17 protein-coding genes are annotated in these 19,314 nt (G+C 72.8%); 7 read left to right on the forward strand and 10 right to left on the reverse strand.

The window, feature by feature from the left end:
• Positions 1 to 542: 542 nt before the first annotated feature.
• Complete coding sequence (locus tag HD601_RS02070) at positions 543 to 857, reverse strand: MGMT family protein (protein WP_184818865.1); 315 nt, start codon at positions 855 to 857, stop codon at positions 543 to 545.
• A gap of 64 nt (positions 858 to 921) precedes the next feature.
• Here HD601_RS02070 and HD601_RS02075 point away from each other — a divergent pair, with 64 nt between their 5' ends.
• On the forward strand, positions 922 to 3,309 hold the full coding sequence (locus HD601_RS02075) for a lysylphosphatidylglycerol synthase transmembrane domain-containing protein (RefSeq protein WP_184818867.1): 2,388 nt from the start codon (positions 922 to 924) through the stop codon (positions 3,307 to 3,309).
• A 52-nt stretch (positions 3,310 to 3,361) separates the two neighbouring features.
• Positions 3,362 to 5,764, forward strand: a complete 2,403-nt coding sequence (locus tag HD601_RS02080; RefSeq protein WP_184818869.1) for a flippase-like domain-containing protein — start codon at positions 3,362 to 3,364, stop codon at positions 5,762 to 5,764.
• Between the two features lie 96 nt (positions 5,765 to 5,860).
• Here the strand turns inward: HD601_RS02080 and HD601_RS02085 are convergent, their stop codons facing one another.
• The 3 genes from HD601_RS02085 to HD601_RS34505 all read right to left on the reverse strand — a co-directional run bounded on the left by HD601_RS02085 (position 5,861) and on the right by HD601_RS34505 (position 8,349).
• Positions 5,861 to 6,031, reverse strand: a complete 171-nt coding sequence (locus HD601_RS02085) for a hypothetical protein (protein WP_184818870.1) — start codon at positions 6,029 to 6,031, stop codon at positions 5,861 to 5,863.
• Positions 6,032 to 6,148: 117 nt separating this feature from the next.
• Positions 6,149 to 7,321 carry an adenylyltransferase/sulfurtransferase MoeZ gene (gene moeZ / locus HD601_RS02090; RefSeq protein WP_184818871.1) on the reverse strand — a complete coding sequence of 391 codons (1,173 nt, stop codon included), beginning with the start codon at positions 7,319 to 7,321 and terminating at the stop codon, positions 6,149 to 6,151.
• An 11-nt stretch (positions 7,322 to 7,332) separates the two neighbouring features.
• Complete coding sequence (locus HD601_RS34505; protein WP_184818873.1) at positions 7,333 to 8,349, reverse strand: alpha/beta fold hydrolase; 1,017 nt, start codon at positions 8,347 to 8,349, stop codon at positions 7,333 to 7,335.
• A gap of 87 nt (positions 8,350 to 8,436) precedes the next feature.
• Here HD601_RS34505 and HD601_RS35330 point away from each other — a divergent pair, with 87 nt between their 5' ends.
• From HD601_RS35330 to HD601_RS02110, 3 genes are all read left to right on the forward strand, one after another.
• Entirely contained in the window at positions 8,437 to 8,625 is a 189-nt protein-coding gene (locus HD601_RS35330) for a hypothetical protein (RefSeq protein WP_184818875.1), read from the forward strand.
• 94 nt (positions 8,626 to 8,719) lie between these two features.
• Entirely contained in the window at positions 8,720 to 9,316 is a 597-nt protein-coding gene (locus HD601_RS02105) for a TetR/AcrR family transcriptional regulator (RefSeq protein WP_281386428.1), read from the forward strand.
• A 111-nt stretch (positions 9,317 to 9,427) separates the two neighbouring features.
• On the forward strand, positions 9,428 to 9,655 hold the full coding sequence (locus tag HD601_RS02110) for a DUF3107 family protein (RefSeq protein WP_184818879.1): 228 nt from the start codon (positions 9,428 to 9,430) through the stop codon (positions 9,653 to 9,655).
• Positions 9,656 to 9,677: 22 nt separating this feature from the next.
• On the opposite strand, the gene HD601_RS02115 is transcribed toward HD601_RS02110, so the two are convergent.
• Positions 9,678 to 10,409, reverse strand: a complete 732-nt coding sequence (locus tag HD601_RS02115; protein WP_184818881.1) for a ferritin-like fold-containing protein — start codon at positions 10,407 to 10,409, stop codon at positions 9,678 to 9,680.
• 190 nt (positions 10,410 to 10,599) lie between these two features.
• Here HD601_RS02115 and HD601_RS02120 point away from each other — a divergent pair, with 190 nt between their 5' ends.
• Entirely contained in the window at positions 10,600 to 12,144 is a 1,545-nt protein-coding gene (locus HD601_RS02120; protein WP_184818883.1) for a DEAD/DEAH box helicase, read from the forward strand.
• Between the two features lie 374 nt (positions 12,145 to 12,518).
• The gene (locus tag HD601_RS02125) at positions 12,519 to 15,089 is read left to right on the forward strand and encodes a LuxR C-terminal-related transcriptional regulator (protein WP_184818885.1); all 2,571 of its coding nucleotides are present in this window, start codon (positions 12,519 to 12,521) and stop codon (positions 15,087 to 15,089) included.
• 34 nt (positions 15,090 to 15,123) lie between these two features.
• Here HD601_RS02125 and HD601_RS02130 read toward each other — a convergent pair whose 3' ends face one another.
• The 5 genes from HD601_RS02130 to HD601_RS02150 form a co-directional block, all read right to left on the reverse strand.
• The gene (locus HD601_RS02130) at positions 15,124 to 15,864 is read right to left on the reverse strand and encodes a L,D-transpeptidase (RefSeq protein WP_184818887.1); all 741 of its coding nucleotides are present in this window, start codon (positions 15,862 to 15,864) and stop codon (positions 15,124 to 15,126) included.
• A 159-nt stretch (positions 15,865 to 16,023) separates the two neighbouring features.
• On the reverse strand, positions 16,024 to 16,857 hold the full coding sequence (locus HD601_RS02135; protein WP_184818889.1) for a RecB family exonuclease: 834 nt from the start codon (positions 16,855 to 16,857) through the stop codon (positions 16,024 to 16,026).
• Positions 16,858 to 16,891: 34 nt separating this feature from the next.
• Entirely contained in the window at positions 16,892 to 17,497 is a 606-nt protein-coding gene (locus tag HD601_RS02140) for a MarC family protein (protein ID WP_184818891.1), read from the reverse strand.
• Positions 17,498 to 18,376: a PHP domain-containing protein gene (locus HD601_RS02145; protein ID WP_184818893.1), complete on the reverse strand. Its 879-nt coding sequence runs from the start codon at positions 18,374 to 18,376 to the stop codon at positions 17,498 to 17,500.
• Between the two features lie 39 nt (positions 18,377 to 18,415).
• Entirely contained in the window at positions 18,416 to 19,057 is a 642-nt protein-coding gene (locus HD601_RS02150; protein WP_184818895.1) for a DUF6758 family protein, read from the reverse strand.
• Positions 19,058 to 19,314 lie beyond the last annotated feature (257 nt).

Below are 19,314 nucleotides of genomic sequence, written 5' to 3' on the forward strand. Positions count from 1 at the left end.
CCATCCCACCACGCGGGTCCGACAGGGTCTCAGAGCCGCGCCGGGCTCGCCGGGGTGTGAGGTGGGCTCGCCTCGCCGTTCCCGCGCCCGTTTCGCCTGATTCGCCGGGCCGTGGACAGCGATGATCATCAAGGATCGCGTACATCACCAGGCCTTCTCCCACACCCATAGGCCTGCAGACCTCGTGAAGCGGGAACAAGCCTGGTGGGCGGCCCAGAAAACACCCCGAAATCCCACATCGTGGACGCAGCACGTCGGGAGATCCGTCTTCAATAGCGGGAACCGTCTTCTGCGCCCCCGCCGGAGCTCAGAAGACGGCTGGCGCTATTGAAGACGACCGCCGCCAGGAACAGCCATCCACCCGTCGCCAGACTCCCCCCGTCCCCCTGATAGCTGCCGAGTTCTTGGCCGCGGGGACCCGGGTCAAGTCGAAGCCCCGGAAGCCACAGCGAAACAGCACCACAGAGGGCGCCGACTTGAGGCGGGTCCCCGCGGCTAAGACACTGGGCAGCAGGGGGACGGGGGCCCTCAGCGCAACCCCGTCACTCAGGGCCTGGGTACCAACCAGCTCTCCGAAGATCCACCCGCTCGCCGTCCCTCGTCAGGGGCGTCCCCTCGGCCGCGAACTCGGTCAGTGCCCGGACCTCGTGACCCCGCGGCGGGCGACCGGCCGCCGTTACCACGCGCCACCAGGCCACCGTCCCGCCGACCGTCGACATGACGGTGCCGACCTGCCGCGGCCCGCCCCGTCCCAGGGCCGAACCCACCACGTCGGCGATGGCGCCGTAGGACATGGCCCGGCCCGGCGGGATCTGTTCGACCACGCTCAGGACCGCCTCGGCGTACTCGTCGTCCATCGGGACATCGTGCCCGACGGGTCGGCGTCCGGGCAGGCGGCGGCCGTGCGACGATGCTCCTTCGATGACCGAACCCCAGGACGCAGAGGGACCGTCGGCCGACGAGATCGTGGTCGACGAACCGCCGCTGCCCCCACGCACCCGGCGCCCGGCCGACGTGTTGTCGCTGCTGATCGTGAGCGGCGTGCTGACGGGCCTGGTCGCGATGTCGATCATCGCCGAGCGGACCATGACGGCCATCACGGCCGACCTCGCCGATCTCAACACGCGCGTGCCGGGCAGCGTCGTCGGCATCATCGACTTCACGGCGAACCTGGCCGGCGTCGTCATCCCCATCGGGCTGGTCGCGGTGCTCATGGTCCGCGGCCGGGTGCGCACCACCGTCGAGCTGCTGATCGCCGGCGTCGCCGCGTCGGTCGCCGCGGCCCTGGTCTCGTCGTGGCTGACGGGGCCGGCGCCGCAACGGCTGCAGGACAGCCTGGTGCCCATCATCGACGGCACCGAGGGCACGCCGGTCCCGGCCTACCCGGCGCTGCTGGTCGCCGTCGTCACCGTCGTGTCGCGGCTGGACGTGCGGCGGTTCCGGCAGGTCGCGATCTTCGCCATCGCCGGCACCTTCGCGGTGCAGCTGCTGCGCGGCGAGGCGACCGTCGGCGGGCTGCTCATCTCGACCAGCATCGGCATCGCGGCGGGACTGCTGGTGCGCATCGTCGGCGGCCAGCCGTCGGTTGCCCCCAGCGGGCAGCGGATCGCCGCGACGCTCGAGGCCGCCGGTTACGGGCTCAAGGCGCTGCGGGCCGACCCGTCCGGCGAGTACCGGCGGCTCACCGCCGAGACGGACGAGGGCCGCTACAGCGTGCTCGTCCTCGACCGCAACCACGAGGGCGCCGGCACCATCGCGCGCGCCGTCGACCGGCTGCGCACGCGCGAGGAGGTGCTGCCGCGGCAGACGCTGACGCTGCGCGACGCCATCGACCGCATCGCGCTGCAGTCCTTCGCCGTGGCCCGGGCCGGCGGCCGCACCCCTGAGCTGCGCACCGTCCTGCGCATCGACGGCGACTCCGCGGCGCTGGTCTACGAGTACGTCCACGGCACGGCGCTGGGCGACCTCACCGCCGACCAGGTCAGCGACGACATGCTGACGGACCTGTGGACCCAGCTCGGCGGACTGCGCCGCAGCCACGTCGCGCACCGGCGGCTGTCCGGCCGAACCATCCAGGTCGACGACGACGGCGGCATCTGGCTGCTGAGCCCGTCGGGCGGCGAGCTGGCGGCCACGGACGTCGCGATGCGCACGGACCTCGCCCAGGCACTGACGGCGGCCAGCATCGTCGCCGGGCCGGACCGCGTCGTCGACACCGCGCTGGACGTGCTCGGGCCCGACGTGGTGCGCTCGGCCATCCCGCTGCTGCAGCCGATCGCGCTGACGCCGGGCACCCGGCAGCAGGTCAAGGGCCACCGCGAGGTGCTGATCCGGCTGCGCGACCGCCTGGTCGACCGCCTCGGCGCGCCGGCCGAGCCGCTGCGGCTGCAGCGGATCCGGCCGCTGTCGCTGCTCACCGGCGTCGGCACCGTGGTCGCGGTCTACCTGGTCGGCACCCAGCTGTCCGACGTGTCGTTCGGAGAGTTGTGGGAGCGAACCGACTGGCGCTGGCTGATCGTGGCCATCGCGCTGATGTTCGCCAACTACCTCACCATGGCGATCGGCCTGCTCGGGTTCGTGCCGGAGCGGGTGCCGTACTGGCGGGTCGTCAGCGCACAGGTCGCGCTGGGCTTCCTGCGGCTCATGGCGCCGACGACGGTGGGCAACGTCGCGATGAACATCCGGATGCTGACGAAGTCCGGGGTCGCGGCGCCGCTGGCGGCGGCCAGTGTCGCGGCCAACCAGGTGGCGCAGGTCGCCGTCACGTTCCCCCTGCTGGCCGTGCTCGCCGTCGTGTCGGGGTACAACTCGCTGCCGGGGCTGCCGTCGTCGAGCACGCTCATCGTGGTGCTGGGGCTGCTGCTGGCCGCGGCGGTCGTCGGCATCATCCCGCCGGTGCGGGCGCGGTTGCGCGAGCTGTGGAGCGACTTCGCCGAGCGCGGCCTGCCGCGTCTCCTCGACGTGCTGACCGACCCGCGCAAGCTGGCCATGGCCGTCGGCGGCATCCTCGGCCAGACGGTCACGCTGATCCTCTGCTTCTACGCCTGCCTGCTGGCGGTCGGCGAGACGGTGAACCTGGCCGGCCTCGCGGTCGTCCAGCTGGTCGGCAACACGCTGGGCACCGCCGTCCCGACCCCCGGCGGTCTCGGCGCGGTCGAGGCCGCGCTGACCGCCGGCGTCAGCACGCTGGGCGTCCCGGCGTCGGCCGCCGTGACGGCGGTGCTGGTCTTCCGCATCGTCTCGTTCTGGCTGCCGATCCTTCCCGGCTGGGTGCTGTGGACGCAGATGCGGCGGCGCGACCTGCTCTGACTCGCGGGTCGTCGCCATGTGCCCGACGGTCGCGTGCGACGATCGGTCTGCGATGACCGAGACGACCGAGACGACGCGCGCGCGGCCGGTCTCGACCCCGAAGATCGTGGTCGAGGAGCCGCCGCTGCCCCGTCGTACCCGGCGCCCCATCGACGGACTGCGGCTGGTGTTCGTTCTGGTCCTCATGACGGCGCTGGCGGCGCTCGCCGTCGTGGCCGAGCGGACGCTCACCGGGCTGACGGCCGACCTCGCCGACTTCAACCGTGTCGTGCCCAGCGGACCGGTCGACTTCATCGCGCTGGCGTCGGAGCTGGCCAGCCTCGTCCTGCCGCCCGCGCTGGTGTTCATCCTGATGATCCGCGGGCGCATGCGCACGACGGTCGAGCTGCTGGCCGCCGGCGCGCTGGCGTCGATCGCGGCGGCGCTGCTGTCGAACTGGCTGGCCGGCCCCGCCCCGGAGCGGCTGCACGACACGTTCGTGCCGGTGGTCGACGGGTTCGACGGCACCGCCGTGCCCGCCATGCCGACGCTGCTGGTCGCCATGATGACGGTGGTCTCGCGGCTGCAGCTGCCGCGGATCCGCCAGGTGGCCGCGTTCGCCATCGCCGGCAGCTTCGCCGTCTGGCTGTTCCAGGGCGAGGTCACCGTCGGCGGCCTGCTGGTCTCGCTCGGCGTCGGCCGGGCCGTCGGCCTGCTGGTGCGGCTGGTCAGCGGGCAGCCGTCGCTCGCGCCCAACGGTCACAAGGTGGCCGCCGTCCTGCGCGACAACGGCTACGACATCACCGCGCTGCGCGCCGACCCCGTCGACAAGTACCGCCGCTACATCGCCGAGAGCACCCAGGGGTCGCTCGGGGTCCTCGTGCTCGACCGCGACAACGACGGCGCCGGCGTCGTCGTCCGCGCCGCCGACCAGATCCGCACCCGCGAAGAGGTGCTGCCGCGGCAGATGGTGACGATGCGCAACGCCGTCAACCAGATCACGCTGCAGGCCCTCGCCGTCTCGCGCGCCGGCGCCCGCACGCCGAAGCTGCGCAACGTCCTGCGCATCGGCTCCGACGCCGCCGCCATCGTCTACGACCACGTGCCCGGCACCATCCTCGGCAAGATGACCGCCGACGAGGTCAGCGACGACATGCTCGAGGACCTGTGGCGGCAGCTGGCGCGGCTGCGGCGCAACGAGGTGGCGCACCGGCGCCTCTCGGGGCGGACCATCCTCATCTCCGAGGCCGGCAAGGTCTGGCTGCTGGACCCGTCCGGCGGAGAGGTGGCCGCGCCCGACCTGGCCATCCGCGCCGACCTCGCCCAGGCCCTGGTCGGCTGCGCCCTCGTCGTCGGCGTCGACCGCACCATCGAGACCGCCATCCGGGTGCTCGGGCGCGACGTCGTCAGCGCGGCCATCCCGCTGCTGCAGCCGGTGGCGCTGGCCCGCTCCACCCGGCTCGACCTCAAGGGCCGCCGCGACGTCCTCTCGAAGCTGCGCGACGCCCTGGTCAGCAGCACCGGCCAGGAGCCCGACCAACCGGTGCGACTGCAACGGCTGCGGCCGTTGTCGCTGCTCACGGGTGTCGGCGTGGTCTTCGCCGTCTACCTGGTCGGCACCCAGCTCTCGGACGTGTCGCTGACCCAGCTGTGGTCGCAGACCGACTGGCGCTGGCTGTTCATCGCCATCGTTCTCATGTTCACCAGCTACATCGGGGCGACGTTCGCGCTGCTCGGGTTCGTGCCCGAGAAGGTGCCGTTCTGGCGGGTCCTCGGCGCGCAGGTCTCGCTGGGCTTCCTGCGGCTGTTCGCGCCCGCCACCGTCGGCGTCGTCGCCATCAACATCCGGGTGCTGACGAAGGCCGGCGTGGCCGCGCCGCTGGCCGCCGCGAGCGTCGCCGCCAACCAGGTCGGCAACGTCGCCATCACCTTCCCCGTCATCGGCATCCTCGGCGTCGTCTCCGGGTCCGAGGCCGCGCCGGACATCGACCCGTCGCTCAACACGCTGATCATCGTGCTCATCGTGCTCGCGGCGGCGACCGTCCTGGCGCTGATCCCGCCCGTGCGGGTGCGCATGCGCGCGCTCTGGAGCGAGTTCGCCGAGCGCGGTCTCCCCCGCCTGCTCGACGTGCTGAGCAACCCGCGCAAACTGCTGGTGGCGCTGGCCGGCATCGTGCTGCAGTCGGCCAGCCTGATCTTCTGCTTCTACACCTGCCTGCTGGCCGTCGGCGGCGCCGCGAACATCGCCGCCATGGCCGTCGTGCAACTCGTCGGCAACACGCTGGGCATGGCGGTCCCGACCCCCGGTGGCCTCGGCGCCGTCGAGGCCGCACTGACCGCCGGCGTGACGACCCTGGGGGTCAGCGCGACGACGGCGGTGACTGCGGTCCTGGTGTTCCGCATCGTCTCGTTCTGGCTGCCGATCGCGCCCGGCTGGGTGCTGTGGACCTGGATGCAGCGCCGCGACCTGCTCTGACCCCTTGGCACGGCTGGCCACGCTCTTGGCACGGCTCACCGTCGCCCACGTGTCCGTTTCGTCCCGATTCCCGAGGTGGCCAGCCGTGCCAAGGGGTCAGAGCTCGTCCACGGTGAAGAGGGCTGTCGGCGGCCAGCGGATGCCAGGCCGGCGCGGGACGTATCCGCTGCCCTCAGGATCGCCCTCGAGCTGCTCGAACGGCAGCTCGCGCTCAGCGGTCACGTCGATGCAGGCGACGTGGTCGGCGTACGAGGCCCAGTCGGTCACCGCCTCGCACGGCACCCGGCAGTCGATGGACCCGGTGGCATCGAACAGGTCGAGGTCGGAACCGCAACCGGCCGCCCGTCGCCACGAGGGCGAGGGCGGCCGGGCGGAACCGAGCGATCAGTACGAGGGCTGGGACGGGTCGATCTGGTTGACCCAGGCCGCCACCCCGCCGCCGACGTGCACGGCGTCGGCCATGCCGGCGCCCTTGATGACGGCGAGCGCCTCGGCCGAGCGCATGCCCGACTTGCAGTGCAGGACGACCTGCTTGTCCTGGGGCAGCTTCTCAAGCGCCTCGCCGGTCAGGAACTCGCCCTTCGGGATGAGCACCGCGCCGGGGATGCGGTTGATCTCGTACTCGTTGGGCTCGCGGACGTCGACGAGGAGGAAGTCGCGCTGACCGGCCTCGCGCTCGTCGAGCCAGGCCTTGAGCTTGACGACCGAGATGGTGGCGTCGGCGGCGGCCTCGGCGGCCTCGTCGCTCAGCGTGCCGCAGAAGGCCTCGTAGTCGATGAGCTCGGTGATGGGCTCGGCCGTGGGGTCCTTGCGGATCTTCAGCGTCGTGTAGTTCATCTCGAGCGCGTCGTAGATCATGAGCCGGCCCAGCAGCGGGTCGCCGATGCCGGTGATGAGCTTGATCGCCTCGGTGACCATGATCGAGCCGATGGACGCGCACAGCACGCCCAGCACGCCGCCCTCGGCGCACGACGGCACCATGCCGGGCGGCGGGGGCTCGGGGTAGAGGTCGCGGTAGTTCGGACCCTGCTCGGCCCAGAACACGCTGACCTGGCCCTCGAACCGGTAGATCGAGCCCCACACGTACGGCTTGCCCAGCAGCACGGCGGCGTCGTTGACCAGGTAGCGGGTGGCGAAGTTGTCGGTGCCGTCGAGGATGAGGTCGTAGCCGGCGAAGATCTCGAGCACGTTGTCGTTGTCGAGCCGCGTCTCGTGCAGCACGACGTCGACGTACGGGTTGACCTCCTTGACGGAGTCGCGCGCGGACTGCGCCTTCGACCGGCCGACGTCGGACTGCCCGTGGATGATCTGCCGCTGCAGGTTGGACTCGTCGACCTCGTCGAACTCGACGATGCCCAGCGTGCCCACACCCGCGGCCGCGAGGTAGAGCAGGGCCGGCGAGCCGAGCCCGCCCGCGCCGACGACCAGGACCTTGGCGTTCTTCAGCCGCTTCTGGCCGGCCATGCCGACGTCGGGGATGATGAGGTGCCGCGAGTAGCGGCGGACCTCGTCGACAGTGAGCTCCGCGGCGGGCTCCACCAGAGGAGGCAGGGACACGATCGGCTCCGTCAGTTCGTGGCGTGGGTTCTTTCCTCTGCCAACGGTGCCACGGCGTGCGGCATTCCCCGATCGAGTGTTCGCCTGGTGGACGTCGATGTCCGGATCCTGGACGCATCGCGGAGGAACTCGCGAATGACCTCGGCGACGGCGCGCGGGTGCTCCATCATCGCGACGTGCCCGGTGTTGGGCATGTAGACCAGCCGCGCGTAGCGCAGCGCCCGCCGCCACCGCGTGCGGCCCCACGCACCGACCAGGGCGTCGCGCGCGCCCATGATGACCAGCGTCGGGCGCAGGATGTGGCTCGCGGCCCGCCAGGCCGACTGCCGCCCCGGCTGCGTGTAGTGGCGCACGATCGAGCGCAGCGCCTGCAGCAGGACGGTGTCGGCGTAGGGCTTCTCGGTCCAGCGGTCGCGCTGCTCCGCGGCGAACGTCAGCTCCGCCACCGGGACCACCGCGGGGTTTCCGAACAGCATGGCCGCCAGCCGGTCGGCCTGCCGCTCGGCCGGGATCATGGCCGCCGTGCGCAGGATCCGCTCGCCGACCCAGGGCACGGCCATGACGGCGGTCGCCTGGGCGGCCCACGGCAGCCGGTACTGCGGCATGGCCGGCGACACCAGGCTCAGCGTCAGCACGAGGTCGGGCCGGCGAGCGGCCACGTAGACGCAGATCATGCCGCCGAGGGAGTTCGCGACCAGGTGCACCGGCCGGTCGAACGTCTCGAGGAACGCGACGACGTCGGCGACGTACTCGGCGACGGTGTGCCGGCCGCCGGGCGGTGACTCGCCGAACCCGGGCAGGTCGACGGCCCACTGCTCGGCGTCGTCGCGCAGCTCGCGCATGAGCGCCGTCCAGTTGGTGGACGAGCCGCCCAGCCCGTGGACGTAGACGATGGGCGTCGCCTCGCGCGCGGCCACAGCGGCGGCCGCGCTGCCGCCGTCGCCCCCGGGCAGGGTGTGTCGGACGAACACGCGCCGTCCGGTCGAGAGCGTCCGCAGCTCTCCCGGCCAGGCCTCGACTCGTTCCACGCCTCTGATGTTGGCACATGACCGGCTGTGGGAACGCTGAGCGGGTACGGTCGGTGAGAAGCACACCGAGGTCCCGGGAGGTGCACCGTGGTCGAGCGCTGGAGCGACGATCCCGAGGTCGCCGAGGGCGATCTGACCGAGCAGGCACGCGACCTGCTGGACGATCCCGAGGCCCTGGACGACGACGGCGACGGGCCGGTTCCCGACGGGGTCGACCCCGCCGATGCGCAGGAACAACACCAGTCGGTGGGCTACGGCGAGGACGACTACCGCTGAGGCCGCGATGCCGGGAACGATACGATCCCGACATATATCCAATCCGAGGAGTGCTGTGACGACCGTGCCCGCCATCCCGGCCCGCGGCATCCGCATGCCCCGGGACCAGCGCCGGGCCCAGCTGCTGGGCGCCGCCCGCGAGGTGTTCGTGGCGCAGGGCTACCACGCCGCCGCCATGGACGACATCGCCGACCGCGCCGGTGTCAGCAAGCCGGTGCTCTACCAGCACTTCCCCGGCAAGCTCGAGCTGTACGTCGCGCTGCTCGACGCCAGCAAGAACGAGCTGCTCGAGACCCTGCACCGGGCCATGGCGTCCACCGACGACAACAAGCAGCGCGTCATCGCGACGGTCAACGCCTACTTCGAGTTCGTCGACAACGACTCCGGCGGCTACCGCCTGCTGTTCGAGTCCGACCTCCCCAACGAGCCCGTCGTCCGCGAGCGGCTGGACCGCCTGACCGAGCTGTGCTCGCAAGAGGTCAGCCAGATCATCGCCGAGGACACCGGCCTGCCGCCCGAGGAGTCCAACCTGCTCGCCGTCGGCCTGGTCGGCATCGCGCAGGTCACCGCCCGCTACTGGCTGTCGGCCGGCGGCAGCATCCCGCGCGAGGCCGCGGCCGAGCTCGTCGCCGCCCTCGGCTGGCGCGGCATCCGCGGCTTCCCCAAGCGCGACGGTATTCCCCACGCCTGACGATTACGCTGGCGGCGCACACGTCGCGGGCGGCAGCATCGGCTCGACTAGCCTGAAGCCGACCACACCGAGAAGCAGGTCCTTGGGCCGAGGGGAGAAAAGAGGGTGGCCGTGGAGGTCAAGATCGGCGTGCACAACGCCACGCGCGAGCTGGTGATCGAGAGCAACCAGTCTCCGAAGGACATCGAGAGCACGGTCCGCTCGGCACTCAGCGACCCCAACGGTCTGCTCGACCTCGCCGACGAGCGAGGCCGGCGGCTCCTGGTCCGCACCGAGCACCTCACCTACGTCGAGATCGGCGAGCCGGTCGAGCGCCGGGTCGGTTTCGGCACCGTCTGACGACGTAGCCGGCCCCGGCCGGCTATGCGGACAGGCCGAGCTTGGTCATGCGGTCGGTGTGCTTCTTCGTGATGCGCGCGAACAGCTGACCGAGCTCGGCGAGGTCCATGCCCGGGCGGTCGACGCCGCCCACCAGCAGGACGGCCAGGGCGTCGCGGTCGACGGCGACGCGCTGGGCCTGGGCCAGCGCCTCGCCCACCAGGCGACGCGCCCACAGCGCGAGCCGTCCGCCCAGCCGCGGGTCGGCGGCCACGGCCTCGCGCACCCGCTCGACCGCGAAGTCGGCGTGCCCGGCGTCGGCCAGGACGTCGATGACCAGCTGCCGGGTGGCGGGGTCGACGGTCTCGGCGACCTCGCGGTAGAAGTCGGCCGCGATGCCGTCGCCCACGTAGGCCTTGACCAGCCCTTCGAGCCAGTCGGCCGGCGCGGTGTTGGCGTGGAACTGCTCGAGCGGCACCCGGAACGGCGCCATGGCCTCGTCGACGGAGACGCCGAGCTCGTCGAGGCGCTCGCGGATGCGCTCGAAGTGGTGGAACTCGGTGACCGCCATGCCGGCCAGCGCGGCCTTGTCGGCCAGCGACGGCGCCAGCCCGGCGTCGACGGCCATGCGCTCGAAACCGGTCAGCTCGCCGAGGCCCAGCAGGCCCAGCAGGTCGACCACGCCGGCCCGGTAGGCGGGGTCGTCGAAGGCGTCACTCGCGCTCACGCCGCCACGATATCGGCGTGGCGCCGATGACGGTGAACAGCACTCCAACGGACTTGCCGTTACACTGGACGATGGTATAGATGGCGTCCGGGCGAAACGGGCGCCCCCTGGGGACGAACCGGACGTCCGTACGCGTTCCACGCGGCCTCTGGGCCCGCCGACTCCGCAGTGTCGGCGCGCGGCCCGGAAAGCCCCTCGCGTGCACGCCGTCTCGCAGCCCTCGGGGTCCCAGCGACGAATGAGGCGAGACGCCCTGACAACCTTCACCGACCTGGGTGTGTTCCCACCCATCGCCGAGGCGCTCGAGCGCGTCGGCATCACCGAGGCGTTTCCCATCCAGGAGATGGCCATCCCGGTGGCTCTGACCGGCAACGACCTCATCGGTCAGGCCCGGACGGGCACCGGCAAGACGTTCGCGTTCGGCATTCCGCTGCTGCAGCGCATCGTCGCCCCCGGCGACCGCGACTACGGCCTGGCCAACGAGCCGGGCAAGCCGCAGGCGCTCGTCGTCACCCCCACGCGCGAGCTGGCCGTGCAGGTCAACGGCGACCTCACCACCGCCTCCACGGTGCGCAAGGTCCGCATCACCACCCTCTACGGCGGCCGCGCCTACGAGCCGCAGGTCAACGCGCTCACCAAGGGCGTCGACGTCGTCGTCGGCACGCCGGGCCGCCTGCTCGACCTCGCCGCCCAGGGTCACCTCGACCTCAGCCACGTCAAGGTCCTCGTGCTCGACGAGGCCGACGAGATGCTCGACCTCGGCTTCCTGCCCGACGTCGAGAAGCTCATCGCGGCGACCCCCGAGCTGCGCCAGACCATGCTGTTCTCGGCGACCATGCCGGCCGCCGTCATCGGCCTGGCCCGCCGCTACATGCGCCACCCCGTCAACATCCGGGCCGAGTCCCCCGACGACACCCAGACGGTGCCCACGACGGCGCAGTTCGTCTACCGCGCGCACCAGCTCGACAAGGACGAGATGGTCGCCCGGCTGCTGCAGGCCGAGGGCCGCGGGCTGTGCATGATCTTCAGCCAGACGAAGCGCGCCGCCCAGCGCATGGCCGACGAGCTGCGCGACCGCGGGTTCGCCGTCGCCGCCGTTCACGGTGACCTCGGCCAGGGCGCGCGCGAGCAGGCGCTGCGGGCGTTCCGCAGCGGCAAGGTCGACGTGCTGGTGGCCACCGACGTCGCCGCCCGCGGCATCGACGTCGAGGGCGTGACGCACGTCGTCAACCTCACCTGCCCCGAGGACGAGAAGACCTACCTGCACCGCATCGGCCGCACGGGCCGGGCGGGCGCGTCGGGGGTCGCCGTCACGTTCGTCGACTGGGACGACCTCACTCGCTGGAAGCTCATCAACGACGCGCTCGACCTCCCCTACCCGGAGCCGGTCGAGACGTACTCCAGCAGCGAGCACTTCTTCCACGACCTCGGCATCCCGCCGGGCACCAAGGGCACTCTGCCGCGGTCCGAGCGCACCCGCGCCGGCCTCGACGCCGAGAAGCTCGAGGACCTCGGCGAGACCGGCAAGGCCCGGAGCCGTCAGCCCAGGGCTCGCCGTGGCGGAGGCCGGCGGCGCACCCGCGGCGGCGAGCCGTCCGGGTCCGGCGGCGGCCAGGCCCGGTCGGAGCACCGGTCCGAGCCCCGCTCCGACCACCGCACCGGCGACGAGGACGCCCGGCCCCGCCGGCAGCGCTCGCGCCGTCGCACCCGCGGCGGCCAGTCGGTCGACGACGGCGGCAGCTCGGGTCACGCGCCCGAGACCGACTCCACCACCACGCCCTGACGGGCTGACGAAACGACGAAGGGATCCGGTGACCTCACGGGGGAGAGGGTCACCGGATCCCTTCGGTTCCGGCTGAGCCGGTGCCTTCCGATGACCGCCAGCGCAGGGGTGGTGTGACCTCGGGGTGGAGGGTGCCGACGGTCATCGGAAAGCCACTCGGCCGAGTCGCAGGCGCCCCCTGTGAGTCCGGCCGAGACGGGAGTTCGACGCGGTACCAGCCCGCCGGCGTCCCGTAGCTGTCGCGCCCGGCGAACCGGGTGACAACCTGTGCCCAACCTACGAAGGCCTGCGTAACGCGGCATCCGTAGTGATTACCTAAATTCTTCCGCGCGGATCACGGTGATCATGGTCGGCTGGCCCTAGCGTAGGCGTGCATGCACGTCACTCACGCGCTGGCTCACTGGCCACTCGTCGGCCGGTACGACGAGTACGCCGCCGCGCTGCAGGTCCTGACCGGTGAGGACCCCGCGACGGCGTACGGCGTGCTGCTCGTGGGCGAGTCCGGGGTGGGCAAGTCGACCCTGGCCGGCCGGCTCGAGGAGGCCGTCTTCGAGACCGCGCATGTGGTGACCGTCACATCTCCGAGCCGCGCCCAGCCGGTCATGCTCGGCGCGCTGGCACCGCTGCTCACCGACGTCGCCGCGCACGACGACGCCAGCCCCATCTCGGTGTTCCGCGCCGCCGCGGAGCGGCTGCGGGCCGAGGCCGGCGGCCGGCCGGTCGTCCTGCGCGTCGAGGACGGCCACCTGCTCGACGGCGCCAGCGCGGCCGTGCTGCGCATGCTCGCCATGTCCAAGCAGGCGAGGCTGCTGGTGACCAGCCGGCCCAACCCGGGCATCCCGGACGACCTCGTCACGCTCTGGAAGGACGGCTGGCTGCGCTGGATCGACGTCGCGCCGCTGGATCGGGCCGAGACCACACTGCTGCTGCGCGAGGCGCTGGGCGGGGTCATCGGCCGCGACACCGACCGGCGCATGTGGGAGGCCAGCCTCGGCAACCCGCTCTACCTGCGCGAGCTGGTCCGGGCGGCGCTGAGCCGCGAGGAGCTGCTGAACAACCACGGCGTCTGGACCTGGACCGGGCCGGTCGTCCCGGGCCGATTGATCGAGCTGGTGACGGCGGAGCTGCGGCGCCGGCCCGAGGGCGAGCGCGAGGTCCTCGAGATCGTGTCGCTGGCGGAGTCGCTGCCGCTGCCGCTGCTGTTCGAGCTGGCCGACACCGACGCCGTCGACTCACTGGTCGCCGCCGGCATGCTCGTCGTCGACAACGCCGCCGCACCGCCGTCGGCCCGGCTGTCGCACCCCGTCTACGGCGAGGCGATCCGCAGCCTCGTGCCGCCCGGCCGGCGCCGGGTGCTGCGCGAGCGCGTGGTCCGGCACCTGCCCGGCCCGCACGACGCGTCGCTGCCGGACCTGCTGCGCTGGGTGTCGTGGGCGCTCGAGGCCGGGTCCGTGCCCGAGCCGGAGCTGCTGGTCGAGGCCGCCGCCCTGGCCAACCGCCTGCAGCAGGCCGCCGACGCGCGCCGGTTCGCCGACCTCGCCCTGCTGGCCGACCCCGACGACGCCGTCGTGGCGGGCGCGCTGGCGCAGCGGGCCCGGGCGCACCGCGTGCTAGGCGCCATCGACCGCGCCCAGGCCGACCTCGACCAGTTCCACGCACTGCCGCCGTCGGCGCGCCCGGCCGCGCTCGAGGCGCACGTGGCCATCACCGGCGCCGACGTGCTGTTCCACGGGCTGGCCGACCCCGCCGCGGCGGTCCGGCTGCTCGACGAGGCACTCCCCCGGGTCCAGGAATGCGCACAGTCGTCGGCGGTGCTGCGCGGGCACCGGCTGGCGGTGCTGATGAACTCCGGGAGCACGGGGGCACCGCTGGACGAGGCGGTCGAGTTCCTGAACGACACCTGCCTGCCGCTGCTGGCCCGGATCCAGCTGGCCGCGCCCGTGCAGCTCTCGCTGGCGCGGGCGGGGCGGGTGGGCGAGGCCCTGCGCCTCGGCGAGCGCTACATGGAGGCCGCGCGCGAGTCGCTGTCCGAGGCGACGGCGTACCTCATGCCGCTGCGGGCCGCCTCGGTGGTGATCCGGCTGTTCGCCGGCGACGTCGACGGCGCCGAGCGGATGCACGCCGACGAGTCCGACCTCGACATCCACGTGCACCACCAGCGCAACGTGCCGGGCCTGGTCGAGGCGCAGATCGCCATGGCCCGAGGCCGCTGGTTCGAGGCGTCCGGGCACCTGGGCGGCGCCCTCGCGTCACTGCGCGAGGGCGACCCGCGTGGCCTGCTGCCAGCCGTACTCGCGCTGGCCGCCGAGGCCGCAGTCTGGCTGAACGACGTCGACGAGGCGGCCCGGTTCCGCGAGGAGGCGCTGCGCCAGCCGGTGCACGAGTCGTCCACGATCTTCGGGCGCCGACGGCGGACGCTGCTGTGGGTGGGGCTCGCCCGGCGCGAGGGCGACGCCGTCGACCAGGCCCTGAGCGCCGCCGACGACGCCGCCGCGTCCGACCTCCCGCCCGCCGAGATCGACTCGCTGCACGTGGCACTGCTCGGCCTGGCGGACGGCCTGCCGACGGCGCGGCTGCTCACGCTGGCCGACGTCGCCGACCGCATGGCCGCCGCGGCCAAGCGCTGCGACGGCCTCGAGCGCGCCGAGGCGATGGCCGGCTACGCCCGCGCCGTGGCCGACGGCGACGCCGAGCTGACGTCGGCGTTCGAGGCCACGCTGGCCGGCTACGGCATCTGGACCAACCCGCCGCGGCAGCAGACCGTCGCGCTGACCCGGCGCGAGCAGGAGATCGCCCCGCTGGCGGCCGCGGGCATCTCCTCGCGCGACATCGCCCGCCGCCTCACCATCTCGACCCGGACCGTCGAGAGCCACCTGGCCCGCATCTACGCCAAGCTCGGCATCACCAGCCGCGCGGAGCTCCCGGCCGCCCTCAGCGGCAGGTGAGCCGGACGCCGTCGGGCCGCGGGGAGCGACGGCGTCAGGTGCGGACGACCACCACGGGGGTGCCGACCTCGGTGTGCTCCCAGAGCGCGACGGCGTCCTCGAGGTCCTGCCGGATGCAGCCGTCGGACAGCGGCGTGCCGAGCTGCGACAGCGTCTGCACCTCGGTGCCTGTGGCGGTGGCGACCGGGAGGTCGTGGAAGCCGATGTTGGAGTTCTCGCCGCGGAAGAACCGGACCATGTACTCCATGGTCTCGGTGCCGTGCCAGCTGACGGCGTCGCGGGACTTGGAGAACACCTCGAAGGTGCCGGTGGGCAGCTGGTCGTAGCGGCTGCCGGAGACGAAGTAGGTGCGCACCACGGTGTCGTCGGCGTCGACGAGCCAGACCGTCTGCTGGGTGATGTCGAACACGACCCGGTGCCCGGAGCCGCTGCCGGCCGGGAGCGGGGCCGTCGCCACGGGCTTCACGTTGGGGTCCGCGGGCGGAGCCTGGATCACCTTGACCATGACCGGCCCGACGGTCTTGGCGGCGAGCTCGCGGTCGGTGCCGCGAGAGATGTCGCCGACATCGCGCTGACTGGGCGGGAGGACCCCGGCGCTGGCCGGGACGTCGGGGCCGGTGGCGGTGCCGGCCAGCCCGAAGACGCCGGCGAGGGTGGCGACGGAGCAGCTGAGGACCGTCAGCCTGGCACCGCGGAACCTGAGTCGAGCGCGGGAACGACGACGGGACACGTGGCGCGAGGCCGATCGGGACGAGACGCCGTAGCGCCCTGGCATCCGCGCTCCTTCTGCTCGGTCGGGGGGGGAACCGGATTTCAGCGTACGCCACCACGTCGCTCCGGTGGACCCGCCGGCATGATCATGCACTCGGGCGTGCCCGGATAAACGTGACCGACCGGCGAAAACCCTGGTCAACGCGACGTGACGGGAACGGGGTCAGCCGCCGTCGAGCCCGGCCCAGGACGCGCGGGTGGGCACCGACGCCCGGCCCTCGGGGCAGTGCTGCACGAAGTCGCACCAGCCGCACAGCGACGACGGCCGCGGCGGGAAGCGGGCGTCGCCGATGTCGCCGCCCCTGAACGCGGCGTCGGCCTCGGAGCACTCGGCCGCGATGCCGTCGGCACGATCGAGGTGCCGGGTGAGGGTGCGCTCGTCGTGCTCCCAGACGGCGACCGTGCCCGACGGCAGGTGGTGCAGCTCGACCCGCCTGCAGGGTGTGCGCAGCGTGCGCGAGGCGGCCGCGGCGTAGACGGCGAGCGCCAGCGACGAGCGGGCGTCGTCGGTGGTGAGGACGTGCCGGCCGGTCTTGTAGTCGACGATGACCAGCTCGTCGCCACGCTGGTCGACGCGGTCGATGCGCCCGGTGAGCGACGTGCCGCCGTGGACCAGGCCGACCGTGCGCTCGACGCCGCGCGGCTCGTCGTCGGGATCGAGCTTGGCGACGTACCCGGTGACCATGTCGCGCGCCCGGACCCGCCAGACCTCGGCCTGCTCGGCGTCGCGGAAGCCCTCGGCCGTCCAGTACTCGTCGACCAACGCGCCGGCCCGGTGCACCGTCCGCGCCTCGAAGGGCAGCCGCCACCAGCCGGCCAGCGCGTTGTGCACGACGGCGCCCAGGGTGTTGTGCGCCCAGGGCGGGCCCTTGGGCGGCGGCGGCCGGTCGAGGTAGGTGAACCGGTAGCGGCGCGGGCAGTCGAGCCAGGTGTTCAGCCGCGTCGGCGTGGCGCCGTAGAGGCGCCGCGGCATGCCGTCGAGGATGGGCTGGCTCATACGACCATTCTTCCCGCCCCCACCGACAGGGTCGTCATCCCGCCCCTTCGACGAAGGCTCGCACGGAGTCGGCGACGAGTTGTACCGCGATGGCCGACAGCAGCAGACCGGCGATGCGCGTGACCAGCAGGATGCCGGACTCCTTCAGCACCCGCAGCAGCACGACGCTGAACCGCATGGACGCCCAGATGCACAGCAGCACGACCACCACCCCGAGCACCAGCGCCAGGTGGTCCCAGCCGCCGTCGGCGTCCTGCACGAACACCATGGTCGCCACGATGGCGCCCGGACCGGCCAGCAGCGGCGTCCCCAGCGGCACCATGGCGACGTTCGCGCCGGCCGCGGTCTCGGGGTTGTCGGCCTTGCCGGTCAGCAGCTCGAGCGCGACCAGCAGCAACAGCAGCCCACCGGCGCCCTGCAGCGCGGGCAGGCTGATGTGCATGTAGTCGAGCAGTGTCTGCCCGAACAGCGCGAACACCGCGATGACGCCGGCCGCGACGGCGACCGCCTCCCAGGCCGCCCGCTTGCGCTCGGCCGGGCGCCGGTTGCCCGTCAGCGCCAGGAACACCGGCACCGTGCCCGGCGGGTCCATGATCACGAAGAGCGTGACGACGACCTCGCCGAACAGCTGCCAGTTCACCTAGGGACTCCGTGTGGGCTCGTCGCGGTCCAGGCGGACGTGGTCGCCGCCGGCCAGCGATCGTAGCCGTTCCCACTCCTCCGGCGCCGTGGTGTTGACGCCCAGCTCGTGGTCGAACTTGCCCGTGCCGTGGTAGTCGCTGGAGCCGGTGACGACCAGCCCGAGCTCCTGGGCCAGCCGCCGCAGCGTCCGCCGGCTGGCGTCGTCGTGGTCCTGGTGGTCGACCTCGATGCCGTCGAGCCCGGCGTCGCGCAGCGCCTCGATGGACGACGGCGTCAGCGCGCGGCGGGCGCCCTCGCGGCCCCACGGGTGCGCCAGCACGCACACCCCGCCGGCGGCGTGCACCAGGTGGATCGCCTCGTCGATGGGCGGGGCGTACTTCGCCGCCCAGCCCGGGCGGCCCTGGCCGAGCCACCAGGCGAACGCCTCTTCGCGGTCGCGGACGTAGCCCTTGGCGATCATGGCGTCGGCGACGTGCGGGCGGCCGACGGTGGCGGCGTCGGGCGAGTGGGCCAGGATGTCGGCGACGTCCAGGGGCAGCTCGGCCGCCGTCAGGGCCGCGGCGATACGCGCCAGCCGGGTGCGGCGGTCGTGGCGGACCCGGGCGAGCTCCTCGGCCAGCGGCTCGTTCTCGGGATCGACGAGGTACGCCAGCAGGTGCACGCCGTGGCCGCGCAGGTCGGTCGAGATCTCCGCGCCCGGCACGACCTCGACACCGGTCTCCTGACCCGCGGCGAGCGCCGCCGCCCAGCCGTCGAAGGTGTCGTGGTCGGTCAGCGCGACGACGTCGAGGCCGACCTCCTTGGCCCGCCGGACGAGGTCGTCAGGCCGGTCGGTGCCGTCGGAGACGCTGCTGTGCGTGTGCAGGTCGATGCGCAACAGAGGCACCCTCAGAGTGGTCGCTGACGTCCCCGGACCTCATCGATCGTAGCCCTGCACCAGCCACGGCGGAGGCGTTCCGTACGGCAACAGGTCCGCCTCGTGGCCGAGATCACGTAGATCGACCACGTGGACGTCCTCGAGCAGCAGCACCCCCGCCGAGGGCGGCGACAGGATGGCCCAGAGCCAGCTGCCGCTCCAGTGCCCCACGTAGACGGCGCGGTCGGCCGGCCCCTCGACGAACCACATGGGCACCGTGCGGCCCTGCACCAGGATCCGCGCGTGCGGCTCGCCGTCGACGGCCTTGCCCGGGTCGGCGCCCTCGAGCCCCGCCAGCCCGGCTCCGAGTCCGACGCCCTGTTCCTCGGCGACCAGCAGGAAGTCGCCCGGCCCGCCCATGGGGTTCGGCCCGGTGATGCCGACCCCGCTGGCCCGCACCCCCGCGGCGTCGTCGCCGGCATGGATCACGGCGCCGACGACCCACCCGCGCGGCAGCGGCCACGGCAGCCACAGCGGCACGTGCGAGCTGCGGGTCAGCTGGTGCACCAACTGCGCACTGGGCGCCGTGACGGGCGCCAGCGGGTACACCTCGCCGTGCACGGTGCAGATCCACCGGTTGGACCACGCACCGGGCGGACGGGCAGACGCGCCGCACCGCGGGCAGGTTCGTTCGCCTCTCACACGACGACGCTGACGGTTCCGCCCCGAGCGCGTCAAGCGCCTCGCCGCAACGCACCGGTTTGGCGGGGGTTCGAGGTTCTGATGGGGGACGAGGTTGGCTCCCCGTCCCCCTGCTGCCCAGTCTCTTAGCCGCGCACGCGCGCCTCAAGTCGGCGCCCTCTGTGCTTACTTTGCTGCTGTGGTCGGGGGGCTTCGACTTGACCCGCACGCACTCGGCCAAGAACCTGGCAGCTATCAGGGGGACGCGGAGACCCTGG

Origin of the sequence: Jiangella mangrovi, from assembly GCF_014204975.1 — a bacterium.
GTDB lineage: Bacteria > Actinomycetota > Actinomycetes > Jiangellales > Jiangellaceae > Jiangella > Jiangella mangrovi.